Raw genomic sequence first — 20,124 nt, forward strand, 5'->3', positions numbered from 1 at the left:
TGCCTTACTTCTTGGGAGCGAGCTGCTCGATGATCGCCTTGGCGACGTCCTGCATCGTCAGGCGGCGGTCCATCGACGCCTTCTGGATCCAGCGGAACGCCTCGGGCTCGCTCAGGCCCATCTTCTCGTTGAGGAGGCCCTTCGCGCGGTCGACGAGCTTGCGGGTCTCGAAGCGCTCGACCATGTCGGCGACCTCGGCCTCGAGGGTGATGATCTGCTCGTGGCGGGCCAGGGCGATCTCGATCGCGGGGAGGAGATCGTTCGGGGTGAAGGGCTTCACGACGTAGGCCAGGGCTCCGGCCTCGCTCGCGCGCTCCACGAGCTCCTTCTGACTGAACGCGGTCAGCAGCACGACCGGGGCGATGTTGCCCTTGTGGAGCTTCTCGGCAGCGCTGATGCCGTCGAGCTGGGGCATCTTCACGTCCATGATGACGAGGTCGGGACGCAGCTCGGTGGCGAGGGCCACCGCCGTCTCGCCGTCGCCGGCCTCGCCGACGACATCGAAGCCGTTGTCGCGGAGGATCTCGACGATGTCGAGACGGATCAGCGACTCGTCTTCGGCGACGACGACGCGTCGGGGTGCGGATGCCGTGGGCTGCTCAGCCTGTTCTTGCTCGGTCACCCCTCCATCCTAACGGAGAGGTCCCCACCGCCGGCTGAAGACGGCGGGCGCGCGGGGAACCGTCCGTCGTCTGCGCTACAGTCGAAGTCGCGAGACACGGGCCGGCGTGGCGGAATGGCAGACGCGGAGCACTCAAAATGCTTTGTCCGAGAGGGCGTGTGGGTTCGAGTCCCACCGCCGGCACCAGCATCGCGGACCGCTCGCCCCGTCACTCGGCGAGGGCGGCGAGTTCGGCCATCACGCGGGGGTGGGCGAGGATGCGGAAGTGCCCGCCCGTCTCCAGGACGACGTTCTTTGCCCCGGCGAGCTCGCTCCCCTCGGGGATGTGCGGGTCGAACGCGGCGTAGATCGAGACGATGCGGGCGTTCACGTCGAGCTCCCGCCCCAGCGCGACGATCGAGGGGTCATCGGGCGCGAACGCCCGCAGCACCCGACCGGGAAGCAGCCGCGCATATCGGGAGCCTCCGAACGGCGTCGCGATGGCGAGCATGCCGCGGATCCGCGCACCCTCCGGGCCGGTCATCACTAGCTTCCCGGCGAGACCGCCCTTGCTGTGGGCGACGAGGAACACGCCGAAGAGGTCGTGCGCGCGCAGGTAGTCGGCTACCTGATCGGCCTCATCCTGCACCGGGAACTGGTTGCGGCGCAGCGCATCCACGACATGGACCGGGTGCCCCCGCTCGTGCAGCGCGACGATGAGCGGCTCCAGGAAGCGCCAGGTCTCGTAGACACCGGCGAGCACCACGATCGGGGCGCGGTCTCCGGTGGTGAAGTCGTCCGCCTGGTCACGGCCGAAGAACGAGCGGACCTGCCAGAACCCCGCGTAGGCGTAGTCCGCGGCCCACCAGCCCAGGATCCTCAGGACGCTGATCGTGCCCTCCCCCATCGGATGGGTGCGGCCGGCACCGCCGTCGGCCATGCTCCCGTCGTGTGGGCCAGGATCGCGGAAGCCACCGCCCGGGGCGCGGACTGCTGCGCGACATGATGGTGACCGGGGATCTCCACCAATCGCGAGACGGCCGCCGCGTCGCGCAGGCGCCGGCACCACGCGCGTCCTGCGATCGGATCGTCACTCCCCCGGACGACGAGCACCGGCATGGTGAGAGCCGCGACCCTCTCCTCCAGGGGATACGCGAGCATGTGCCGGAGCTGGCGAAGATACCACCGCACGCCGCAGCGCAGGTAGTCGGTAAAGACGACCGTGTTGATCGCGGGGGTCTCGCCGACGGTGTCGACGGCCAGGGCCCGGGCCTGCGCGCCGAGAGTCCGGTGGGCGTCGTCGGTGACGGGACCGATCGTCACGACGGTACGGACGTACTCGGGATGCCGCAGCGCCGTCTCCACGGCCCACTGCACGCCCATCGAGTGCCCGACGAGCACGACGCGATCGTCGTCGAGGCTCGCCACCACCTGAGCCAGGCTCGCCGCCATCTGCGGGATGGAGACGTCGAAACGCGGCTTCGGCAGGCCGCCGAAGCCCGGGAGGTCGACGGAGACCACCCTGGTGGTGTCGGCGAGCACGGCGTGCAGTCGCGACAGGTACCGATGCGACATCCCGATCCCGTGCACGAGGACCACGGTCGGGGCGGTGCTGCCGGCGGGCCGCGGACTCTCCAGGATGCGGAAGGTCAGCCCGGAGGTGACGAGGAGACGACGGAGGACCATGGCAGCACGCTAACCGAGGCCGCCGTCACGGCCGAGAGGCTTGACGCACCGGCCCGGAGATGACAGGGAGGGGCGAGGCCGAAGCCCCGCCCCTCCCTGAACGCCCTGCGTCAGACGCCGGCCTTGTAGATCGGCGCGGCGCCGCGGAGCGCATCGCCGACCTTGTGCACGCGCAGGTCGTTCGTGGAACCGATGATCCCGGGAGGGGACCCGGAGATGACGACGACCTTGTCCCCCTCGACGGCGAGGCCGTTCCCGAGGAGGTACTCGTCGACCTGGTGGTACATGAGGTCGGTGTGCTGCACCATGTCGACGAGCGTGGAGCGGAGACCCCAGGTGAGCGCCATACGACGACGGATGCCGGGCTCCGGCGTGAAGGCCAGCATCGGGATGCGGGAGCGCAGACGGGACAGGCGGCGCGCCGAGTCGCCCGACTGCGTGAACACGCACAGGAACTTGGCGTCCACGAACTCCGCGACCTCGAGGGCCGCGAGCGTGATGGCACCACCCTGCGTGCGGGGCTTCGTCGTGAGCGGCAGGATGCGCTCCAGACCGTGCTCCTCCGTCGACTCGATGATCCGGGCCATCGTCTCGACGACGACGACCGGGTAGTCGCCCACGCTGGTCTCGCCGGAGAGCATGACCGCGTCGGCACCGTCGAGGACGGCGTTGGCGACATCGGAGGTCTCGGCGCGGGTCGGCACCGGGCTGTTGATCATCGACTCGAGCATCTGCGTCGCCACGATCACGGGCTTCGCGTTGCGACGGGCCAGCTCGACGGCGCGCTTCTGCACGATCGGGACGGCTTCGAGGGGCAGCTCCACGCCGAGGTCGCCACGGGCGACCATGATGCCGTCGAACGCGTCGACGATCTCTTCGAGCGCGTCGACGGCCTGCGGCTTCTCGATCTTGGCGATCACCGGGACGCGGACGCCCTCCTCCGCCATGATCTCGTGCACGCGGGTCACATCCGAGGCGTTGCGCACGAACGACAGCGCGATGAGGTCGGCACCGGTCCGGAGGCCCCAGCGGAGATCCTCCTCGTCCTTCTCGCTGAGCGCGGGGACGTTGACGGCGACGCCGGGCAGGTTGATGCCCTTGTTGTTCGAGACGGCGCCGGCGACGACGACACGCGTGGTGACGGTCACACCGTCGGTCTCGACGACCTCGACGCGCACCTTGCCGTCGTCGATCAGCAGGAAGTCCCCGGGCTTGACGTCCTGGGGAAGGCCCTTGAACGTCGTGCCGCAGATCTCCTTGTTGCCGATGATGTCCTCGGTGGTGATCTTGAAGATGTCGCCCTTGGCGAGCTCGTAGGGTCCGTCCTCGAAGCGGCCCAGACGGATCTTCGGACCCTGGAGGTCCACGAGGATGGCGACGGCACGACCGGAGTCCTCCGCCGCACGGCGCACGTTCGCGTAGTTGTTCTCGTGCACGGAGTAGTCACCGTGGCTGAGGTTCAGTCGGGCGACGTCCACACCCGCATCGATCAGTGCGCGCACCGTCTCATACGTGGAAGTGGCGGGGCCCAGGGTGGCGACGATTTTCGCGCGTCTCAACATGTCTCCAGGGTAGAAGTGGGGGATTACAAACAGGCGACACTGCCGGCCTCAGCCTACGCGGGCTGGAGGCCGATCGCGACATCGCTCGGGCGCACCGGCTCCGGCAGCACGGTGGTGCCCATGAGGAAGCGGTCGACGTTCGCCGCCGCCGCCCGGCCCTCCGCGATCGCCCAGACGATGAGCGACTGCCCGCGCCCCGCGTCCCCGGCGACGAACACGCCGGGGATCGACGACTCGTAGCTCGCGGCGCGACGGAAGGCGCCGCGCTCGGTCACCTCCGGCCGGGTGTCCTCGGTGTAGCCGTCCTGCTCCGGCCCGGTGAAGCCCATCGCGATGAGCACGAGATCGGCGGGGATCTCCCGCTCCGTGCCGCTCTTGGGCACGCGGCGGCCGTCGATGTACTCGGTCTCGGCCACGCGCAGCGCGCGGACCTCGCCGACGTCGTTCGACAGGAACTCCACGGTCGAGGCGAGGAAGACCCGCTCTCCGCCCTCCTCGTGAGCCGAGGCCACCTCGAAGATCGTCGGCATCATCGGCCACGGCTGGTGATCCGGCCGCGTCTCGCTCGGCTGCTTGCCGATGGCGAGGTTGGTGACGCTGAGCGCGCCCTGGCGGTGCGCGGTGCCGATGCAGTCGGCGCCCGTGTCGCCGCCGCCGATGACGATGACGTGCTTGCCCTCGGCGGTGATCTGGTCCGGGACGGTGTCGCCGGCGACCGCGTGGTTCGACTCGACGAGGTACTCCATCGCGAAGTGGACGCCGTCGAGGTCGCGACCGGGGATCGGCAGGTCGCGCGGGACCGTGGCGCCGGTGGCGATCACGACCGCGTCGTACCGGGCGCGCAGGTCGGCCCAGGAGATGTCCTTGCCGATCTCGACGCCGGCGCGGAACCGCGTGCCCTCCTCCTGCATCTGGCGCAGGCGGGCCTCGAGCTGGCTCTTCTCCATCTTGAAGTCCGGGATGCCGTAGCGCAGCAGGCCGCCGATGCGGTCGTCCCGCTCGAAGACGGCGACGGTGTGGCCGGCGCGGGTGAGCTGCTGGGCGGCGGCGAGACCGGCGGGGCCCGAGCCCACGACGGCAACGGTCTTGCCCGTCAGACGCTCCGGCGGCTCCGGCTCGACCCAGCCCTTGGCGAAGGCCTCGTCGATGATGGAGACCTCGATCTGCTTGATGGTCACGGCCGGCTGGTTGATGCCGAGGACGCACGAGCTCTCGCACGGGGCCGGGCAGAGCCGTCCGGTGAACTCCGGGAAGTTGTTCGTCGCGTGCAGCCGCTCGATCGCCGCGCGGCCCTCCCCGCGCCAGGTGAGGTCGTTCCACTCCGGGATGAGGTTGCCCAGGGGGCAGCCGGAGTGGCAGAAGGGCACGCCGCAGTCCATGCAGCGACTGGCCTGGCGACGGAGCACCGCCTTGTCGCCGGGCTCGTACACCTCTTTCCAGTCCATGATGCGCACGGGCACCGGACGGCGAGCGGGAAGTTCCCGCTCGGTCACCTTCAGAAAGCCTTTGGGGTCAGCCACCGGTCACCTCCAGGATGCGGTTCCAGACGATGTCGCCGTCGGGGTCGATCCCCTCGGCCAGTGCCTCCTCGCGCATGCTGCGCACGGCGGCGAAGTCGCGCGGGAGCACCTTCACGAACTCCGCCGCGCTGGCGTCGAAGTCCTCCAGCAGGGCGGCGGCGCGCGGGGACGCCGTGCGCTCCACATGCTCCACGAGCAGCCCGCGCAGCACTTCGAGGTCGGCGCGGTCCAGCGGCTCGAGCCGCAGCTCGCCGCTGCCGAGCGACTGCGCGTTGACCTTCGCGGTGTCCAGAGCGTGCACGTAGGCCACTCCCCCGGACATGCCGGCGCCGAAGTTGCGGCCGGTCGATCCGAGGATCACCGCGAGGCCGCCGGTCATGTACTCGAGCGCGTGGTCGCCCACGCCCTCGACCACCGCGGTCGCACCGGAGTTGCGGACGAGGAAGCGCTCGCCCACCACACCGGAGATGAACATGGTGCCGGACGTGGCGCCGTACCCGATCACGTTGCCCGCGATGACGTTCTCGTGCGGGGCGATCGCGGAGCCGCGGGGCGGCCGGATCGTGATGTCCCCACCGGAGAGTCCCTTGCCGACGTAGTCGTTCGCGTCGCCCTCCAGCCGGAGGATGATGCCCGGCGGAAGGAACGCCCCGAGCGACTGCCCCGCCGTGCCGGTGAGGGTGACGTCGATGGTCTCCTTCGGCAGACCGGTGGCGCCGTGACGCGAGGTCACCTGGTGTCCGAGCATCGTGCCCACCGCGCGCTCGGTATTGGCGATCGGGAGCTCCACCACGACGGGGTCGCCGTTCAGCAGCGCTCCCTTCGCGATGTCGATGAGCTGCACGTCGAAGTGCTTGTCGAGTTCGTGGTCCTGGGCGCGGCCGCTGCGACGCGGCTCGCCCGCGGGGAACGCCGGTCCCTCCAGCACCGGGCTGAGGTCGAGTCCCTCGGCCTTCCAGTGCGCGATCGCCGCGTTGGTCTCCAGGAGCTCGGTGCGACCGACGATCTCGTCGATCGAGCGGTAGCCGAGCTCGGCGAGCAGCTCGCGCACCTCCTCGGCGATGAACTCCATGAAGTTCACGACGAACTCGGGCTTGCCGGTGAACCGGTCGCGCAGGACGGGGTTCTGCGTCGCGACGCCCACCGGACAGGTGTCGAGGTGGCAGACGCGCATCATGATGCAGCCGCTGACCACGAGGGGCGCGGTGGCGAAGCCGAACTCCTCGGCACCGAGCAGGGCGCCGATGATGACGTCCCGTCCGGTCTTGAGCTGCCCGTCGACCTGCACGACGACGCGGTCGCGCATGCCGTTGAGCATGAGCGTCTGCTGCGTCTCCGCGAGGCCGAGCTCCCACGGCGTTCCCGCGTGCTTCAGCGAGTTCAGCGGGCTCGCGCCCGTACCGCCGTCGTGACCGGACACGAGGATGACATCGCTGAGCGCCTTGGCGACACCGGCCGAGACCGCGCCGATGCCGGACTGGCTCACGAGCTTCGTGTGGATGCGCGCCTCGGGGTTGGCCCGCTTCAGGTCGAAGATGAGCTGCTTGAGGTCTTCGATCGAGTAGATGTCGTGATGCGGCGGCGGCGAGATGAGGCCGACCCCCGCGGTGGCGTGGCGGGTGCGCGCGACCCAGGGGTACACCTTGGTCGGCGGGAGCTGACCGCCCTCACCGGGCTTCGCGCCCTGGGCGAGCTTGATCTGGATGTCGTCCGCCTCGGTGAGGTAGAGGCTCGTGACGCCGAATCGACCCGAGGCCACCTGCTTGATCGCACTGCGCCGCTCGGGGTCGACGAGACGGTCGGGGTCTTCCCCGCCCTCCCCCGTGTTCGACTTGCCGCCGATCCGGTTCATCGCGATCGCGAGCGTCTCGTGCGCCTCCTTGGAGATGGAGCCGTAGCTCATCGCCCCCGTGGAGAAGCGCTTGACGATCGCCGAGACGGGCTCCACCTCGTCCAGCGGCACGGGCTTGCGCGTGCCGGTCCGCAGCGAGAACAGGCCGCGCAGCGTCTTCAGCTCGGCCGCCTGGTCGTCGACGAGCTTCGTGTATTCGCGGAAGATGTCGTAACGGCGGGTCCGCGTGGAGTGCTGGAGCTTGAACACCGTCTCCGGGTTGAAGAGATGCGGAGAGCCGTCGCGGCGCCACTGATACTCGCCACCGGTCCACAGCCGCTCATGGGCACGGGCCGCGGCGTCCTCCGGGTAGGCGTAGTCGTGGCGGGCCTGGTTCTCGGCGAAGATCTCCTCGATCCCGATGCCGCCCAGCTTCGACTCGGTACGCGTGAAGTAGGCGTCGATGAACTCCTGGCTGAGGCCGACCGCCTCGAACACCTGCGCGCCCGCATAGGACGACACCGTGGAGATGCCCATCTTCGACATGATCTTCAGCACGCCCTTGCCGAGCGCGTAGATGAGGTTCTTCACGGCCTTCTCCGGGGAGATGCCCGTGATGTAGCCGGTCCGCACGAGGTGCTCGACCGTCTCCATGGCGAGGTAGGGGTTGATCGCCGAAGCGCCGTAGCCGATGAGCGTCGCGACGTGGTGCACCTCGCGCACGTCGCCGGCTTCGACGATCAGACCGACCTTCATCCGGTTCTCGCGCCGGATGAGGTGGTGGTGGATCGCCGACACCATGAGCAGCGACGGGATCGGGACGAGATCCTTGTTCGAGTCGCGGTCGGACAGGATGATGAACTCCGCGCCGTCCTCGATCGCCTGATCGACCTCGGCGCACATCTCGGTGAGGCGCTCGGCGAGGGTGTGGGGTCCTGCGTCGAAGTGGTAGAGGCCGCGGATCGTGGCGCTCGAACGCCCGGGCAGGGCCTTGTCGATGTGCCGGATCTTCGCGAGCTCGTCGTTGTCGATGACCGGGAAGTCGAGCGACACCGTGCGGGTGTGCTCCGGACCCCAGGTCAGCAGATTGACCTCAGGGCCCAGACCGAGCTTGAGACTCGTGACAACCTCTTCGCGGATCGAGTCGAGCGGCGGGTTGGTCACCTGCGCGAACTGCTGCGTGAAGTAGTCGAAGAGCAGCCGCGGGCGCTTGCTGAGCACGGCGATCGGGGTGTCCGATCCCATGGCGCCCAGCGGCTCGACACCCGTCTGGCCCATCGGGGTGAGGAGGATGCGGACCTCCTCCTCCGTGTACCCGAAGGTGCGCTGCCGCCGGGTGATCGAGGCCGGCGGGTGCACGATGTGCTCGCGCTCGGGGAGGTCGGCCAGGCGGACGGAACCGGCGTCGAGCCACTCCTGCCACGGGTGCATCGTCGCGAGATCGTGCTTGATCTCCTCATCCTCGACGATCCGGCGCTGGGCTGTGTCGACGAGGAACATCTTGCCGGGCTGCAGCCGGCCGCGGCGCTTGATGCGCTCCGGCTCGAAGTGCAGGACGCCGGTCTCGGAGCCGATGACGACGAGCCCGTCGGTGGTCTCCGTCCAGCGTCCGGGGCGCAGGCCGTTGCGGTCCAGGGTCGCGCCGACGAGCGTGCCGTCGGTGAAGATGAGGGCGGCCGGGCCGTCCCACGGCTCCATCTGGTTGGAGTGGTACTCGTAGAACGCGCGCAGCTCCGGCGAGATGTCGGCCTGCTTCTCGTAGGCCTCCGGCACCATCATCATGATCGCGTGCGGCAGGCTGCGGCCGGTGAGGGTGAGCAGCTCCAGCACCTCGTCGAACGAGGCGGAGTCGCTGGCGCCGTCGGTGCAGATGGGCAGCAGGGGCGAGATGTCGCCGAGGAGCTCGGACTCGAGCTGCGACTGGCGGGCGCGCATCCAGTTGCGGTTGCCGCCGACGGTGTTGATCTCGCCGTTGTGGGCCAGCATCCGCAGCGGCTGCGCGAGCGGCCACGAGGGGAACGTGTTCGTCGAGTACCGCGAGTGCACGACGGCGAGCTCGGAGGCGAAGCGCTCGTCCTGGAGATCCGGGTAGAACGGCTCGAGCTGGAGCGTGGTGACCATGCCCTTGTAGCCGAGCGTGCGGCTGGACAGGGAGACGAAGTAGGCGCCGAGCTCGTGGCCCGCGCGCTTGCGGAGGCGATAGGCGACGCGGTCGAGCGCGATGGCGGTCAGCGGCGCATCGGCGAGAGTGGCGCCGCCGGCGCTCACGAAGAGCTGCTCGAAGGCGGGACGGGCCTCGTCGGCGAGCTTGCCGAGGTTCTCGTTGGCCGTGGGGACCTCGCGCCAGCCGAGGACGCGGAGCCCCTCCGCGCGGGCGATCTTCTCGATCCCTGCCTTCTGCTGGCGGCGCTCGCTCGAATCGCGAGGCAGGAAGGCCAGCCCGGCCGCGTACTCCCCCACGGGCGGCAGTTCGAAGCCGGTGACCGCGCGGAGGAATTCGTCCGGCATCTGGGTGAGGATGCCGGCTCCGTCCCCGGTGCCCGCGTCGGACCCGATGGCCCCGCGGTGCTCCAGGTTGCGCAGGGCCTCGAGGGCCAGCGCGATGATGTCGTGCCCGGCTTCGCCGCGCAGCGTTGCGACCATGGCCAGGCCGCAGGCGTCCTTCTCGAACGCCGGGTTGTACATGCCCTGCTTCGGGGGGTATGCGCCGGAGGCGCCGTAAGGGGGCTGGAAGTACACCAGTTACCGTCCTCAGATCTTCAGTGAAACCCGGGGACGTCGTCGGCCCGCTCGTTCAGTGCAATGGTTCTCCCGCCGCGAGTCGGCGTTATCGGGAGCCGTCCCCGCTCGAGGGAGCAGCGCTTGTGGCAGTGGCTCCGGCGGCGACTTCTTCGGCCGGAGGCTCGCTCACGTCCACGAAATCAGAGGGATTGTCCTGCGATTGTACATCAGCGTCCACGTCCTTCCGTCCGCGGCCCGGCTGGTACGGCGAGGGCTCGAGACCGGGGTGACGGCGCGTCTGCACCACGAGGATGACGAGGCCGAGGACGACGCCGATGATGGCGGCCCAGACGTTGCTGCGCAGGCCGAGGATGATCTCGCTCGGGTCGATGCGGATCGACTCCCACAGGATGCGTCCGGCGCTGTACCAGATGAGGTAGATCGCGAAGAGGCGCCCCCACTGGAAGAACAGCTTGCGTCCGAGCCACAGCAGCACGAGGACGCCGAGGCCGTTCCAGATGACCTCGTACAGGAAGGTCGGGTGGAAGAGGGTGCCCTCGGGGAGACCGGGAGGGAAGGCCGAGTTCGTGGACTCGATCTCCAGGCCCCACGGGAGCGAAGTCGGCAGGCCGAAGAGCTCGTGGTTGAACCAGTTGCCGAAACGTCCCATCGCCTGCGCGAGAAGCAGCCCTGGCGCGAGCGCGTCCGCGAACGTCCAGAAGCGGATGCCGGTCCACCGGCAGCCGAGGTAGGCGCCGACGGCGCCGCCGATGAGGGCGCCGAAGATCGCGATGCCACCCTCCCAGATCGCCCAGACCGAGCCCGGCTCGAAGGGGTTCCAGGTGTTCTTGCCCTCGCCGAAGTAGAAGTTCGGGTGGGTGAGGACGTGGAAGATGCGCGCGCCGATGATCGCGAGCGGCACCGCGAGGATCGCGATGTCGATGACCACCCACGGCTCCGCGCCCCGCTTGGTGAGGCGGTGATTGGTCATCAGGACGGCGACGATGATGCCGGCGATGATGCAGAGCGCGTAGAAGTGGATCCGGAGCGGACCGAGGTCGACGTACGACACGGGCGGGCTCGGGATGCTGGCGAGCACGCCGGCGGCGGTGCTGTGGAGCGCGGAGGACATGAGTGCGATCCTACTTCTCTGAGGCGAAGCGCGCCGACGCGGTGCCGGCGGCCAGGGTTCGGGTGACTTCGGCGAGAGCGGGCACACCGCCGTCGCGGAGGGCACGGACGAGGGCGGTGCCCACGATGGCGCCGTCGGCGTACTCGGAGACGCCGGCGATCTGCTCCGGGGTCGAGATGCCGATGCCCACGCAGGCGCGACGGGCACCGTGGTCGCGGAGCCGCGACACGAGGGTGCGTGCCGCACGGTCGAGCTCGGCCCGCTCCCCCGTGATGCCCATGGTCGAGACGGTGTAGACGAAGCCCGTCGAGGACCGCACGACGAGGTCGAGGCGCTCGTCCGACGAGGTCGGAGCTGCGAGGAAGACCCGGTCGAGACCGAGCCGCTCGCTGGCCGCGATCCACTCGCCGGCGGCCTCCGGCGTGATGTCCGGGGTGATGAGACCCGCGCCGCCCGCGGCGAGCAGGTCCTCGGCATACCGGTCCACCCCGTACTGCAGCACGGGATTCCAGTAGGTCATCACGAGGACGGGGACGTCGGTCGCGGCGGTGATCGCGCGGATGGCGGTGAAGAGGTCCTTCATCCGGAAGCCCGCGGCGAGGGCCTTGGTCGTCGCCTCCTGGATGATGGCGCCGTCCATGACGGGATCGCTGTAGGGCGGCCCGAGCTCGATGATGTCCACGCCGTTCTCGGCGAGGGCGATCGCGGCCTGGATGCTCGTCTCCAGGTCGGGGAAGCCGACGGGCAGGTAGCCGACGAAGGCGCTGCGGCCGGCGTCGTGCGCGCGCTGGATGGCCTGTTCGACGCGGCTCACAGCTGCGGCTCTCCCTTCGAGGCGGCGTCCTCGGCGGCGCTCTCCTCGGACACGTCGTGCGCGAGGGCGTCCTTATCGTAGAGCTCGAAGTAGCGGGCCGCGGTGTCCATGTCCTTGTCGCCGCGACCCGAGAGGCAGATCGCGATCAGGCCGTCGGGGCCGAGCTCGCGGCCGATCCGCAGCGCGCCGGCGAGGGCATGAGCCGACTCGATCGCGGGGATGATGCCCTCGGTCCGGCTCAGCAGCCGCAGGGCCTGCATCGCCTCGTCGTCCGTCGCCGGGATGTACTCAGCGCGTCCGATGTCGGCCAGCCACGAGTGCTCCGGACCGACGCCCGGGTAGTCGAGACCGGCGGAGATCGAGTGCGATTCGACGGTCTGGCCGTCTTCGTCCTGCAGCACGTACGTCTTCGCGCCGTGCAGCACGCCGGGGCGGCCGCGCTCGATCGAGGCGGCGTGCTTGTCGGTGTCGACGCCGTCGCCCGCCGCCTCCACGCCGTACAGCCGCACGCCCTCGTCGTCCAGGAACGCGTCGAACATGCCGATCGCGTTGGATCCGCCGCCGACGCAGGCGACGACCGCGTCGGGAAGCCGGCCGACCTCGTCGAGGATCTGGGCGCGAGCCTCTTCGCCGATGATCTTCTGGAAGTCGCGGACCATCGCCGGGAACGGGTGCGGGCCGGCGGCGGTGCCGAAGATGTAGTTGGTGGTCTCGACCGAGGCCACCCAGTCGCGGTAGGCGTCGTTGATCGCGTCCTTCAGCGTGCGTGAGCCCGAGGTGACCGCGACGACCTCGGCGCCCAGCAGACGCATGCGGGCGACGTTCAGCGCCTGGCGCTCGGTGTCGACCTCGCCCATGTAGATGGTGCAGTCGAGGCCGAACAGCGCGGCGGCGGTCGCCGTGGCGACCCCGTGCTGACCCGCTCCGGTCTCGGCGATGACCCGGGTCTTGCCGAGGCGCTTGGTGAGCAGAGCCTGGCCCAGCACGTTGTTGATCTTGTGCGAACCGGTGTGGTTGAGGTCCTCGCGCTTGAGGAAGACCCGCGCGCCGCCCGCGTGCTCCGCGAACCGGGGCACCTCGGTGAGCGCGGACGGACGCCCGGCGTAGGAGGACAGCAGATGGGCGAGCTCGGCACGGAACTCCGGGTCGGCGATGGCCTCCTCGTAGGCGACCGTCAGCTCGTCGATCGCGGCGACCAGAGACTCCGGCATGTACCGTCCGCCGAACTCGCCGAAGAACGGACCGTGCTGGTCGCGCAGACTCACTTCGCCTCCAGGAAGCTCTCGAGAGTGGCGACCGGGTCTCCGGTCACCAGGGCCTCGCCGATCAGCACGACGTCGGCACCGGCCGAACGGTAGTGCGCGACATCGGCGGGGGTGAGCACCGCGGACTCCGCGATCTTGATCGCCGAGTCGGGGATGCGGTCCACGAGCCGGCCGAACAGATCGCGGTCGAGCTCGAGGGTCTTGAGGTTGCGGGCGTTCACGCCGATCAGGGCGGCCCCGAGGTCGATCGCGGCCTCCAGCTCCTCCGCCGAGTGGGTCTCCACGAGCGGCGTCATGCCGAGCTCGAGGATGAACCCGTACAGGTCGCGGAGGACGTCCGGCTCCAGGCCCGCCACGATCAGGAGGACGAGGTCGGCACCGGCGGCACGCGCCTCCAGCACCTGGTACCGGGTGGCGATGAAGTCCTTCCGGAGCACCGGCAGCGAGACCCGGGCGGTGACCGCCTCCAGATCGGCGAGACTGCCGCCGAAGCGGCGCTCCTCGGTGAGGACGCTGATCGCGGAGGCGCCACCGGTCTCGTAGAGCGCGGCCTGATGCGCGGGATCCGGGATCTCCGCGAGGGCACCGCGGGATGGACTCGCCCGCTTCACCTCGGCGATGATCTTCACCCGGTCGGCGGGAGCGAGGTACGACAGCGCGTCCTTCGCCGCGGGGCGCGCGAGGGCGTCACGCTCGACGACCGCGAGCGGACGGGACTGGGAGCGACGCTCGGCGTCTGCGACAGCGCCGGCCGTCAGGTCGGCGAGGACCACTAGTGCGCCTTCGGAGCGTACTTGGGACCCTTCACGCCGTATCCCGCCTTCGCGAGCACCCAGCCGACGATCGCCCCGATCGGGATCAGTGCGGCGGCGATCCACACTAGGGTCGGCTGCTCGAAGCAGAACGCGACGGTCGCGGCAGCGAAGCCGACGAGCATGATCACGACGGCGGTCCAGGCCGCAGGCGAGTGTCCGTGGCCGGGGTCAGCGATCGGGTTGGTCATGTTCTCCTCCGGGGACGACGTGGGGATCTGGGTTCAGTCTATCGGGGTCAGCGCGTCGGGTCGGACCCGCGGGACAGCTCGTCCCAGGAATCGACCGCGTCGACGGGACCGTCGTGCGGCGCGTCGCTCGGCGCGTCGGTGCGATAGCGACGGCCGCCGGCCTTCCAGCGCCGCCAGGTGGTCAGCACGACGACGGCGGCGACGAGCAGGATCGCCCAGCCGACGAGGGCGAGGAACGGCCAGGCCGACGGCACGATGCTCGCCGCGACCTCGTGGACGGCTCCGCTCCCGGCGAGTCCCGTCGTCTCGGTGACGGTCGCAGCGACAGCGCCGTACGCGTCGCCGAGGAGGAGCTGCAGCGTGGACCAGCCCAGGAACAGCGCGGCCGCGGCTGCCAGGACCCCGAAGACGACGCGCACGACCCGGCCGGCGATCGCGAGGGCGGCACCGAGCGCCAGGACGGCGAGGCTCAGCGGGGCGAGGAGCACGAGGGCGGAGGCACCGGGGACGAGGATGTCCTCCCCCGCGTCCGCCCGCTGCACCGTGAACCAGGTCTGCGTGGAGGAAACGATCCCGATGGCGCCGGCCAGCAGGAACCCCGTCACGGAGAGGGAGCGTCCGCGCTGCGCGATGCTCACGAGGCGGCCACCCCGTCGAGGGCGCCCAGGTCCGTCGTGTCGAAGCACGTCCGCGTGCCGGTGTGGCATGCGGGGCCGGTCTGGTCGACGAGGAGCAGGAGCGCATCCCCGTCGCAGTCGAGCCTGGCCTCCCGCACGACCTGGATGTGGCCGGACGTGTCGCCCTTGCGCCAGTACTCCTGCCGCGAGCGGGACCAGTAGGTCGCACGACCGGAGGTGAGCGTGCGGCGCAGCGCCTCGGCATCCACCCACGCGAGCATGAGCACCTCACGCGAATCCCACTGCTGCACGATGACCGGGGCGAGCCCGTCGGCGTTGAAGGCGACCTGCGCGATGCGGTCGTCGACGGAGACCTCGTCCTGCTTCGGCGTGTCGGTCATCGGACGAGCACTCCTTCCGCGCGCAGCGCATCCTTCACGTCGCCGACGGTCAGGGCTCCGGTGTGGAACACGCTGGCCGCGAGCACGGCGTCGGCGCCGGCCTTGATGGCCGGAGCGAAGTCGGTCGCCCGTCCCGCACCGCCGGAGGCGATCACGGGGATCGGGGCGACTTCGCGCATGAGACGGACGAGCTCGAGATCGAAGCCGTCGCGGGTGCCGTCGGCGTCGATCGAGTTCACGAGCAGCTCCCCCGCCCCGCGCTCCGCGGCCTCACGCGCCCAGTCGAGCGCGTCGAGCGTGGTCTGCGTGCGACCGCCGTGCGTGGTGACGACGAAGCCGGAGCGCGTCGTGTCGGCGCGCTTGACGTCGAGCGAGAGCACGAGCACCTGGGCACCGAAGCGATCCGCGATCTCGCCGATGAGCTCGGGACGGGCGATCGCCGCGGAGTTCACGCCGACCTTGTCCGCACCGACGGCGAGGAGCCGCGCGACGTCGTCGACGCTGCGCACCCCGCCGCCCACCGTCAGCGGCACGAAGACCTGCTCCGCGGTGCGCTGCACGACGTCGTAGGTCGTGGCCCGCGCATCCACCGTCGCGGTGACGTCCAGGAACGTGATCTCGTCGGCACCTTGGGCGGCGTAGTGGCGGGCGAGCTCCACCGGATCGCCCATGTCGCGGAGGTTCTCGAAGTTGACGCCCTTGACGACGCGACCGTCGGCGACGTCGAGGCACGGGATGACGCGACTCGCGAGGGCCATCAGAGCCTCGCCGCGTGGATCGCCGTGACGAGGATGGCCCGGGCGCCCAGGGCGTACAGGTCGTCCATCACCTGGTTGACCCGGCGACGCGGGATCATGACGCGCACGGCCACCCAGGCCGGGTCGCGGAGCGGCGAGATGGTCGCGGACTCGCGACCCGGGGCGATGGCCACGGCCTGATCGACGAGCTCGGTGGGGAGGTCGTAGTCGAGGAGCACGTAGCGGCGGGCGACCATGACGCCGCGGAGTCGGCGCAGCAGCGTCTCCAGGCCGTCGGCCTCACCGGGACGGCTGATCAGCACGGCCTCGGACTCCAGGATCACGGGGCCGAAGATCTCCAACCCCGCCTGGCGCAGGGTGGTGCCGGTGGACACCACGTCGGCGACCGCGTCGGCGACACCGAGGCGCACGGCGGACTCCACGGCACCGTCGAGCTGCACGAGCTCGGCGTCCACCCCCTGGTCGCGGAGGAAGGATCCGACCAGACCAGGGTAGGCGGAGGCCACGCGGACGCCGTCGAGATCCTGGACGGAGGTGAAGCGTCCGGAAGGACCCGCGAAGCGGAACGTGGACGCGCCGAAGCCCAGCTGCTCGATCTCGCGCGCCGGCTGCTGCACGTCGAGGAGGAGATCACGACCGGTGATCCCCACGTCGAGGGCGCCGGAGGCCACGTAGGTGGCGATGTCGCGCGGGCGGAGGAAGAAGAACTCGACGTCGTTCTCGGCGTCGATGACATGCAGGGTCTTGGGGTCGCGGCGGCCGGCGTAGCCCGCCTCCGCGAGCATCTCGGCGGCGGTCTCGGAGAGCGAGCCCTTGTTGGGAACGGCGATGCGCAGCATGAACGGCTTTCAGTTCGAAGGAGTGGGACCGGAGCGCATCACAGATGTCGGTAGACGTCCTGCAGGGTGAGGCCCTTCGCGAGCATCATCACCTGCAGGTGGTAGAGGAGCTGGGAGATCTCCTCGGCGGCAGCGGCGTCCGACTCGTACTCCGCCGCCATCCAGACCTCGGCGGCCTCTTCGACGATCTTCTTGCCGATCGCATGCACGCCGCCGTCGAGCTCCGCCACGGTGCCCGATCCCTCGGGTCGGGTCTCGGCCTTGACGCTGAGCTCGGCGAACAGCTCGTCGAAAGTCTTCACCTCTCCAGGCTACCGGCTCGCGCGAGGTCCCTGAGCCGGGTGACGGCCGCCTCCACGTCGTCCGCCCCGTAGACCGCGGATCCGGCGACGAAGGTGTCGGCTCCCGCTTCGGCCGCCTGGGCGATCGTCGCGTCGGAGATGCCGCCGTCGACCTGGAGCCAGACGGACGAGCCGCGGCGCCGCGCCTCCGCGGACAGCGCCTGCAGCTTCGGCATGGTCTCGGGCAGGAAGCCCTGTCCGCCGAACCCCGGCTCGACGGTCATCACGAGGATCTGGTCGAACTCGTCCAGCAGGTCGAAGAGTCCCTCGACAGGAGTCGCGGGCTTGACCGCGACCCCGGCACGGGCGCCGATGTCGCGCAGCCGCCGCGCGAGAGCCACCGGCTCCCCCGCCGCCTCCAGGTGGAAGGTCACGCTCGCGGCGCCGAGCTCGGCGTAGCCCGGGGCCCAGCGATCCGGATCCGTGATCATGAGATGCACGTCCAGCGGGACCGGACTGGTCTCCTGGATGCGCTGGACCATCTGCGGGCCGAACGTGAGGTTCGGGACGAAATGGTTGTCCATGACGTCGACGTGCGCGAAGTCGGCGGTCGCGATGCGGGCGAGCTCCGCCTGCATGTTGACGAAGTCGGCGGCGAGGATGCTGGGGTTGATGCGCGGGGCGCGGGGCAGATCCATGGTCTCAACCTTCCTTCGGGGCGTCTGTCGCCTCCAGCGGGCGCTGCAGGAGTGCGAGGAACATCGCGTCGGTGCCGTGCCGATGCGGCCAGAGCTGAGCGCTGCCCGTCTGCGCCCGCCCGTCGTCGGCGAGATCGATCGGCGACTGCGCCACGCCGTGCAGCACCGCGCGGGCATCGAGCTCGACGAGCTCCGGCCGGATGCGCCGCACCTCCTCGACCACCGCCGTGGTCTCCGCGAGATGGGGCGAACAGGTGACATACGCGACGACGCCTCCCGGTGCGAGAGCGTCCACAGCCGCCGTGAGCAGACCGACCTGCAGCGGCACGAGCTCGGCGACGTCCGCCGGGGACTTCCGCCACCGGGCCTCCGGGCGCCGTCGGAGGGCGCCGAGGCCGGTGCAGGGGGCGTCCACGAGGATCCGGTCGAATGCCTCCGGCCGCTCGGCCGCCAGCTCCCGGCCGTCGCGCTCGTGCACGGTGACGTCGCCCGGGACAGCGCGCAGCGCGTTGCGCACGAGCCGGGCGCGGGTCGGCACCACCTCGTTGGCTTCCAGGACCGCGTCGTTCTGCCGGGCGACGGCGGCGAGCAGGGCCGTCTTCCCGCCGGGTCCTGCGCACAGATCGAGCCACCGCTCCCCCGTGCGCACCGGCGTCGCCGCGGTCAGCGCGAGCGCGACGAGCTGAGATCCCTCGTCCTGCACCCGGATCGCACCGTCGGAGGCGGCCAGCGCGAGACGCGGATCGCCTCCCGGAGACGCGAACGCCGTGGCGGCGTAGGGCCGGCGGGGCTCCTGCGGCTCCGCGAGCCCGGGGAGGGCGACCAGGGTGACCTCGGGCGAGACGTTGTCGGCCTCCAGCAGGGCGTCCAGCTCCTCGACGCGCCCCTCGGCGGCGAGGGCGCGCCGCAGCGCCCGGATGATCCACACCGGGTGCGCGGCTCGGAGGGCCAGGCGTTCGTCGTCCGATCGCGCCGCCGCCTCGATGCGCGCGAGCCACTCGCCCGGCGACTCGCGGGCGATCCGCCGGAGCACCGCGTTGGCGAAGCTCGACGCGCCACGCCCCGCCGTGAGGGCCACGAGGTTCACGGACTCGTTCACGGCGGCGTGCGAGGCCACCCGCGTCGCGAGGAGCTGATGCACCGCGAGCCGGAGGGCGTCGAGCACGGCGGGGTCGATCGCGTCGGCAGGGCGGTCGGCGGCGGCGGCGATGATCGCGTCGTAGGTGCCCCGGCGACGGAGCGTGCCGTAGGTCAGCTCCGTCGCCAGAGCCGCGTCCTGCGGGTCCAGCCCCGCCTCGGCGATCGCCGTCGGGAGGAGCAGGTTGGCGTAGGCGTCGGAGTCCGACACCGCCCTGATCACGTCGTAGGCCACGCGGCGCGCCGGCTGGACCGACCGGTTGGGGCCGCGGCCGTTCCGCGCCCGGCCTTCGTGCTGCCGACCCGAGCCGGGGCGCCGTCCGTCGTTCGCGTTCACGAGCCGGCCACCGGAGTCGTGCCCTGCAGACCCCGCCACCAGTCGGCGGCGTTCATGGGGCCCTTGCCCGCGGGCTGCAGCCGGGTGACGGCCAGCGGCGAGGTGGCCGTCCCGATCAGGACCTCCGCTCGCGTGCCCGCCATGGCACCTGGTCGGAGGTCTTCCGCCTCGGCACCCGCGGGTCGCGCCTCGAGGATCTTCAGCCGCTGACCGTCGATCGTCGTGTGCGCTCCCGGCTCCGGCGTGACTCCGCGGAACCGGGCGTACACGGCGTCGAACGGCTCGCGGAAGTCGAGGAGACCGTCCTCGAGCGTCAGCTTGCCGGCGAACGTCGGCTCGCCCTCCTGCGGGACGGCGCGGGCACTGCCGTCCGCGATCGCGGCGACCACGTCGGCGGTGAGACCGGCGCCGTCGAGGGCCAGAGCCTCCAGCGCCTCCCCCGCCGTGGCGGTCGCCGGGAGCTCGACAGTACGCATCGCGAACACGTCGCCGGCGTCGAGCTCGGGGACGAGCTGGAAGACGCTCGCGCCGAGGACGGCATCTCCCGCGATCAGAGCTCGCTGCACCGGCGCGGCTCCGCGCCAGGCCGGCAGGAGCGAGAAGTGCAGGTTGATCCACCCGGCATCCGGCATCGACAGGAGCGGCTCGCGCACGAGCCCGCCGTACGCGACGATCACGCCGAGCTCCGGGCGCAGGGCCGAGATCTCCGTCGTCACCGCCTCGTCCAGCCGGGCAGCGTGGATGACCGGCAGGCCGAGCTCCACCGCAGACTGAGCGACCGGCGACGGGGTCAGCACACGCTCGCGCCCGAGGGGGGCGTCGGGGCGCGTCACCACGGCGACGATGTCGTGCTCGGCGGCGAGGCGTCGCAGAGTGGGGACCGCGGCGGCGGGAGTGCCGGCGAAGACGAGGCGCATGAAG

General features: G+C 70.6%; 19 protein-coding genes and 1 tRNA gene. 1 reads left to right on the top strand and 19 read right to left on the bottom strand.

Features of this window, described 5'->3' with window-relative positions; all coding sequences use genetic code 11:
- Positions 1-4: 4 nt before the first annotated feature.
- Positions 5-622: an ANTAR domain-containing response regulator gene (locus B7W94_RS15460; RefSeq protein WP_025103469.1), complete on the bottom strand. Its 618-nt coding sequence runs from the start codon at positions 620-622 to the stop codon at positions 5-7.
- A 100-nt stretch (positions 623-722) separates the two neighbouring features.
- Here B7W94_RS15460 and B7W94_RS15465 point away from each other — a divergent pair.
- Positions 723-808, top strand: a tRNA-Leu gene (locus B7W94_RS15465).
- Between the two features lie 22 nt (positions 809-830).
- On the opposite strand, the gene B7W94_RS15470 is transcribed toward B7W94_RS15465, so the two are convergent.
- The 18 genes from B7W94_RS15470 to fmt form a co-directional block, all read right to left on the bottom strand.
- Positions 831-1,541 (bottom strand): esterase/lipase family protein, encoded by a 711-nt coding sequence (locus B7W94_RS15470; protein ID WP_253247453.1) that lies wholly within the window; start codon positions 1,539-1,541, stop codon positions 831-833.
- Positions 1,481-2,287, bottom strand: coding sequence for an alpha/beta fold hydrolase (locus B7W94_RS15475; protein ID WP_085607524.1), 807 nt, complete (start codon positions 2,285-2,287; stop codon positions 1,481-1,483). Before B7W94_RS15475 ends, B7W94_RS15470 begins: the two co-directional genes overlap by 61 nt.
- Positions 2,288-2,397: 110 nt before the next feature.
- Positions 2,398-3,846: a pyruvate kinase gene (gene pyk, locus B7W94_RS15480; protein WP_025103472.1), complete on the bottom strand. Its 1,449-nt coding sequence runs from the start codon at positions 3,844-3,846 to the stop codon at positions 2,398-2,400.
- 56 nt (positions 3,847-3,902) lie between these two features.
- Positions 3,903-5,369: a glutamate synthase subunit beta gene (locus tag B7W94_RS15485; RefSeq protein WP_025103473.1), complete on the bottom strand. Its 1,467-nt coding sequence runs from the start codon at positions 5,367-5,369 to the stop codon at positions 3,903-3,905.
- Positions 5,362-9,885: a glutamate synthase large subunit gene (gltB, locus tag B7W94_RS15490; RefSeq protein ID WP_139833354.1), complete on the bottom strand. Its 4,524-nt coding sequence runs from the start codon at positions 9,883-9,885 to the stop codon at positions 5,362-5,364. Before gltB ends, B7W94_RS15485 begins: the two co-directional genes overlap by 8 nt.
- A 142-nt stretch (positions 9,886-10,027) precedes the next feature.
- Positions 10,028-11,053, bottom strand: a complete 1,026-nt coding sequence (gene lgt / locus B7W94_RS15495; RefSeq protein ID WP_025103475.1) for a prolipoprotein diacylglyceryl transferase — start codon at positions 11,051-11,053, stop codon at positions 10,028-10,030.
- Positions 11,054-11,063: 10 nt separating this feature from the next.
- Positions 11,064-11,867: a tryptophan synthase subunit alpha gene (gene trpA / locus B7W94_RS15500; RefSeq protein ID WP_085607528.1), complete on the bottom strand. Its 804-nt coding sequence runs from the start codon at positions 11,865-11,867 to the stop codon at positions 11,064-11,066.
- The gene (gene trpB / locus B7W94_RS15505; RefSeq protein WP_085607530.1) at positions 11,864-13,132 is read right to left on the bottom strand and encodes a tryptophan synthase subunit beta; all 1,269 of its coding nucleotides are present in this window, start codon (positions 13,130-13,132) and stop codon (positions 11,864-11,866) included. Before trpB ends, trpA begins: the two co-directional genes overlap by 4 nt.
- Positions 13,129-13,905: an indole-3-glycerol phosphate synthase TrpC gene (gene trpC, locus B7W94_RS15510; protein ID WP_025103478.1), complete on the bottom strand. Its 777-nt coding sequence runs from the start codon at positions 13,903-13,905 to the stop codon at positions 13,129-13,131. The genes trpB and trpC overlap by 4 nt, the downstream gene beginning before the upstream one ends.
- Positions 13,905-14,135 carry an HGxxPAAW family protein gene (locus B7W94_RS15515; RefSeq protein ID WP_025103479.1) on the bottom strand — a complete coding sequence of 77 codons (231 nt, stop codon included), beginning with the start codon at positions 14,133-14,135 and terminating at the stop codon, positions 13,905-13,907. The genes trpC and B7W94_RS15515 overlap by 1 nt, the downstream gene beginning before the upstream one ends.
- Before the next feature lie 47 nt (positions 14,136-14,182).
- Positions 14,183-14,773, bottom strand: a complete 591-nt coding sequence (locus tag B7W94_RS15520; protein WP_025103480.1) for a Trp biosynthesis-associated membrane protein — start codon at positions 14,771-14,773, stop codon at positions 14,183-14,185.
- Positions 14,770-15,153: a phosphoribosyl-AMP cyclohydrolase gene (hisI, locus tag B7W94_RS15525; protein WP_025103481.1), complete on the bottom strand. Its 384-nt coding sequence runs from the start codon at positions 15,151-15,153 to the stop codon at positions 14,770-14,772. The genes B7W94_RS15520 and hisI overlap by 4 nt, the downstream gene beginning before the upstream one ends.
- Complete coding sequence (hisF, locus tag B7W94_RS15530; protein WP_025103482.1) at positions 15,150-15,911, bottom strand: imidazole glycerol phosphate synthase subunit HisF; 762 nt, start codon at positions 15,909-15,911, stop codon at positions 15,150-15,152. Before hisF ends, hisI begins: the two co-directional genes overlap by 4 nt.
- Positions 15,911-16,750 (bottom strand): ATP phosphoribosyltransferase, encoded by an 840-nt coding sequence (hisG, locus tag B7W94_RS15535; RefSeq protein ID WP_085607532.1) that lies wholly within the window; start codon positions 16,748-16,750, stop codon positions 15,911-15,913. The genes hisF and hisG overlap by 1 nt, the downstream gene beginning before the upstream one ends.
- Before the next feature lie 38 nt (positions 16,751-16,788).
- Positions 16,789-17,052, bottom strand: a complete 264-nt coding sequence (locus B7W94_RS15540; protein ID WP_025103484.1) for a phosphoribosyl-ATP diphosphatase — start codon at positions 17,050-17,052, stop codon at positions 16,789-16,791.
- Complete coding sequence (gene rpe / locus B7W94_RS15545; RefSeq protein ID WP_085607534.1) at positions 17,049-17,729, bottom strand: ribulose-phosphate 3-epimerase; 681 nt, start codon at positions 17,727-17,729, stop codon at positions 17,049-17,051. Before rpe ends, B7W94_RS15540 begins: the two co-directional genes overlap by 4 nt.
- 4 nt (positions 17,730-17,733) lie before the next feature.
- The gene (locus B7W94_RS15550) at positions 17,734-19,203 is read right to left on the bottom strand and encodes an RsmB/NOP family class I SAM-dependent RNA methyltransferase (protein ID WP_085607943.1); all 1,470 of its coding nucleotides are present in this window, start codon (positions 19,201-19,203) and stop codon (positions 17,734-17,736) included.
- Positions 19,200-20,120, bottom strand: coding sequence for a methionyl-tRNA formyltransferase (gene fmt / locus B7W94_RS15555; RefSeq protein ID WP_085607536.1), 921 nt, complete (start codon positions 20,118-20,120; stop codon positions 19,200-19,202). Before fmt ends, B7W94_RS15550 begins: the two co-directional genes overlap by 4 nt.
- Positions 20,121-20,124 lie beyond the last annotated feature (4 nt).

Origin of the sequence: Microbacterium sp. LEMMJ01 (assembly GCF_002114135.1) — a bacterium.
Classification (GTDB): Bacteria; Actinomycetota; Actinomycetes; order Actinomycetales; family Microbacteriaceae; genus Microbacterium.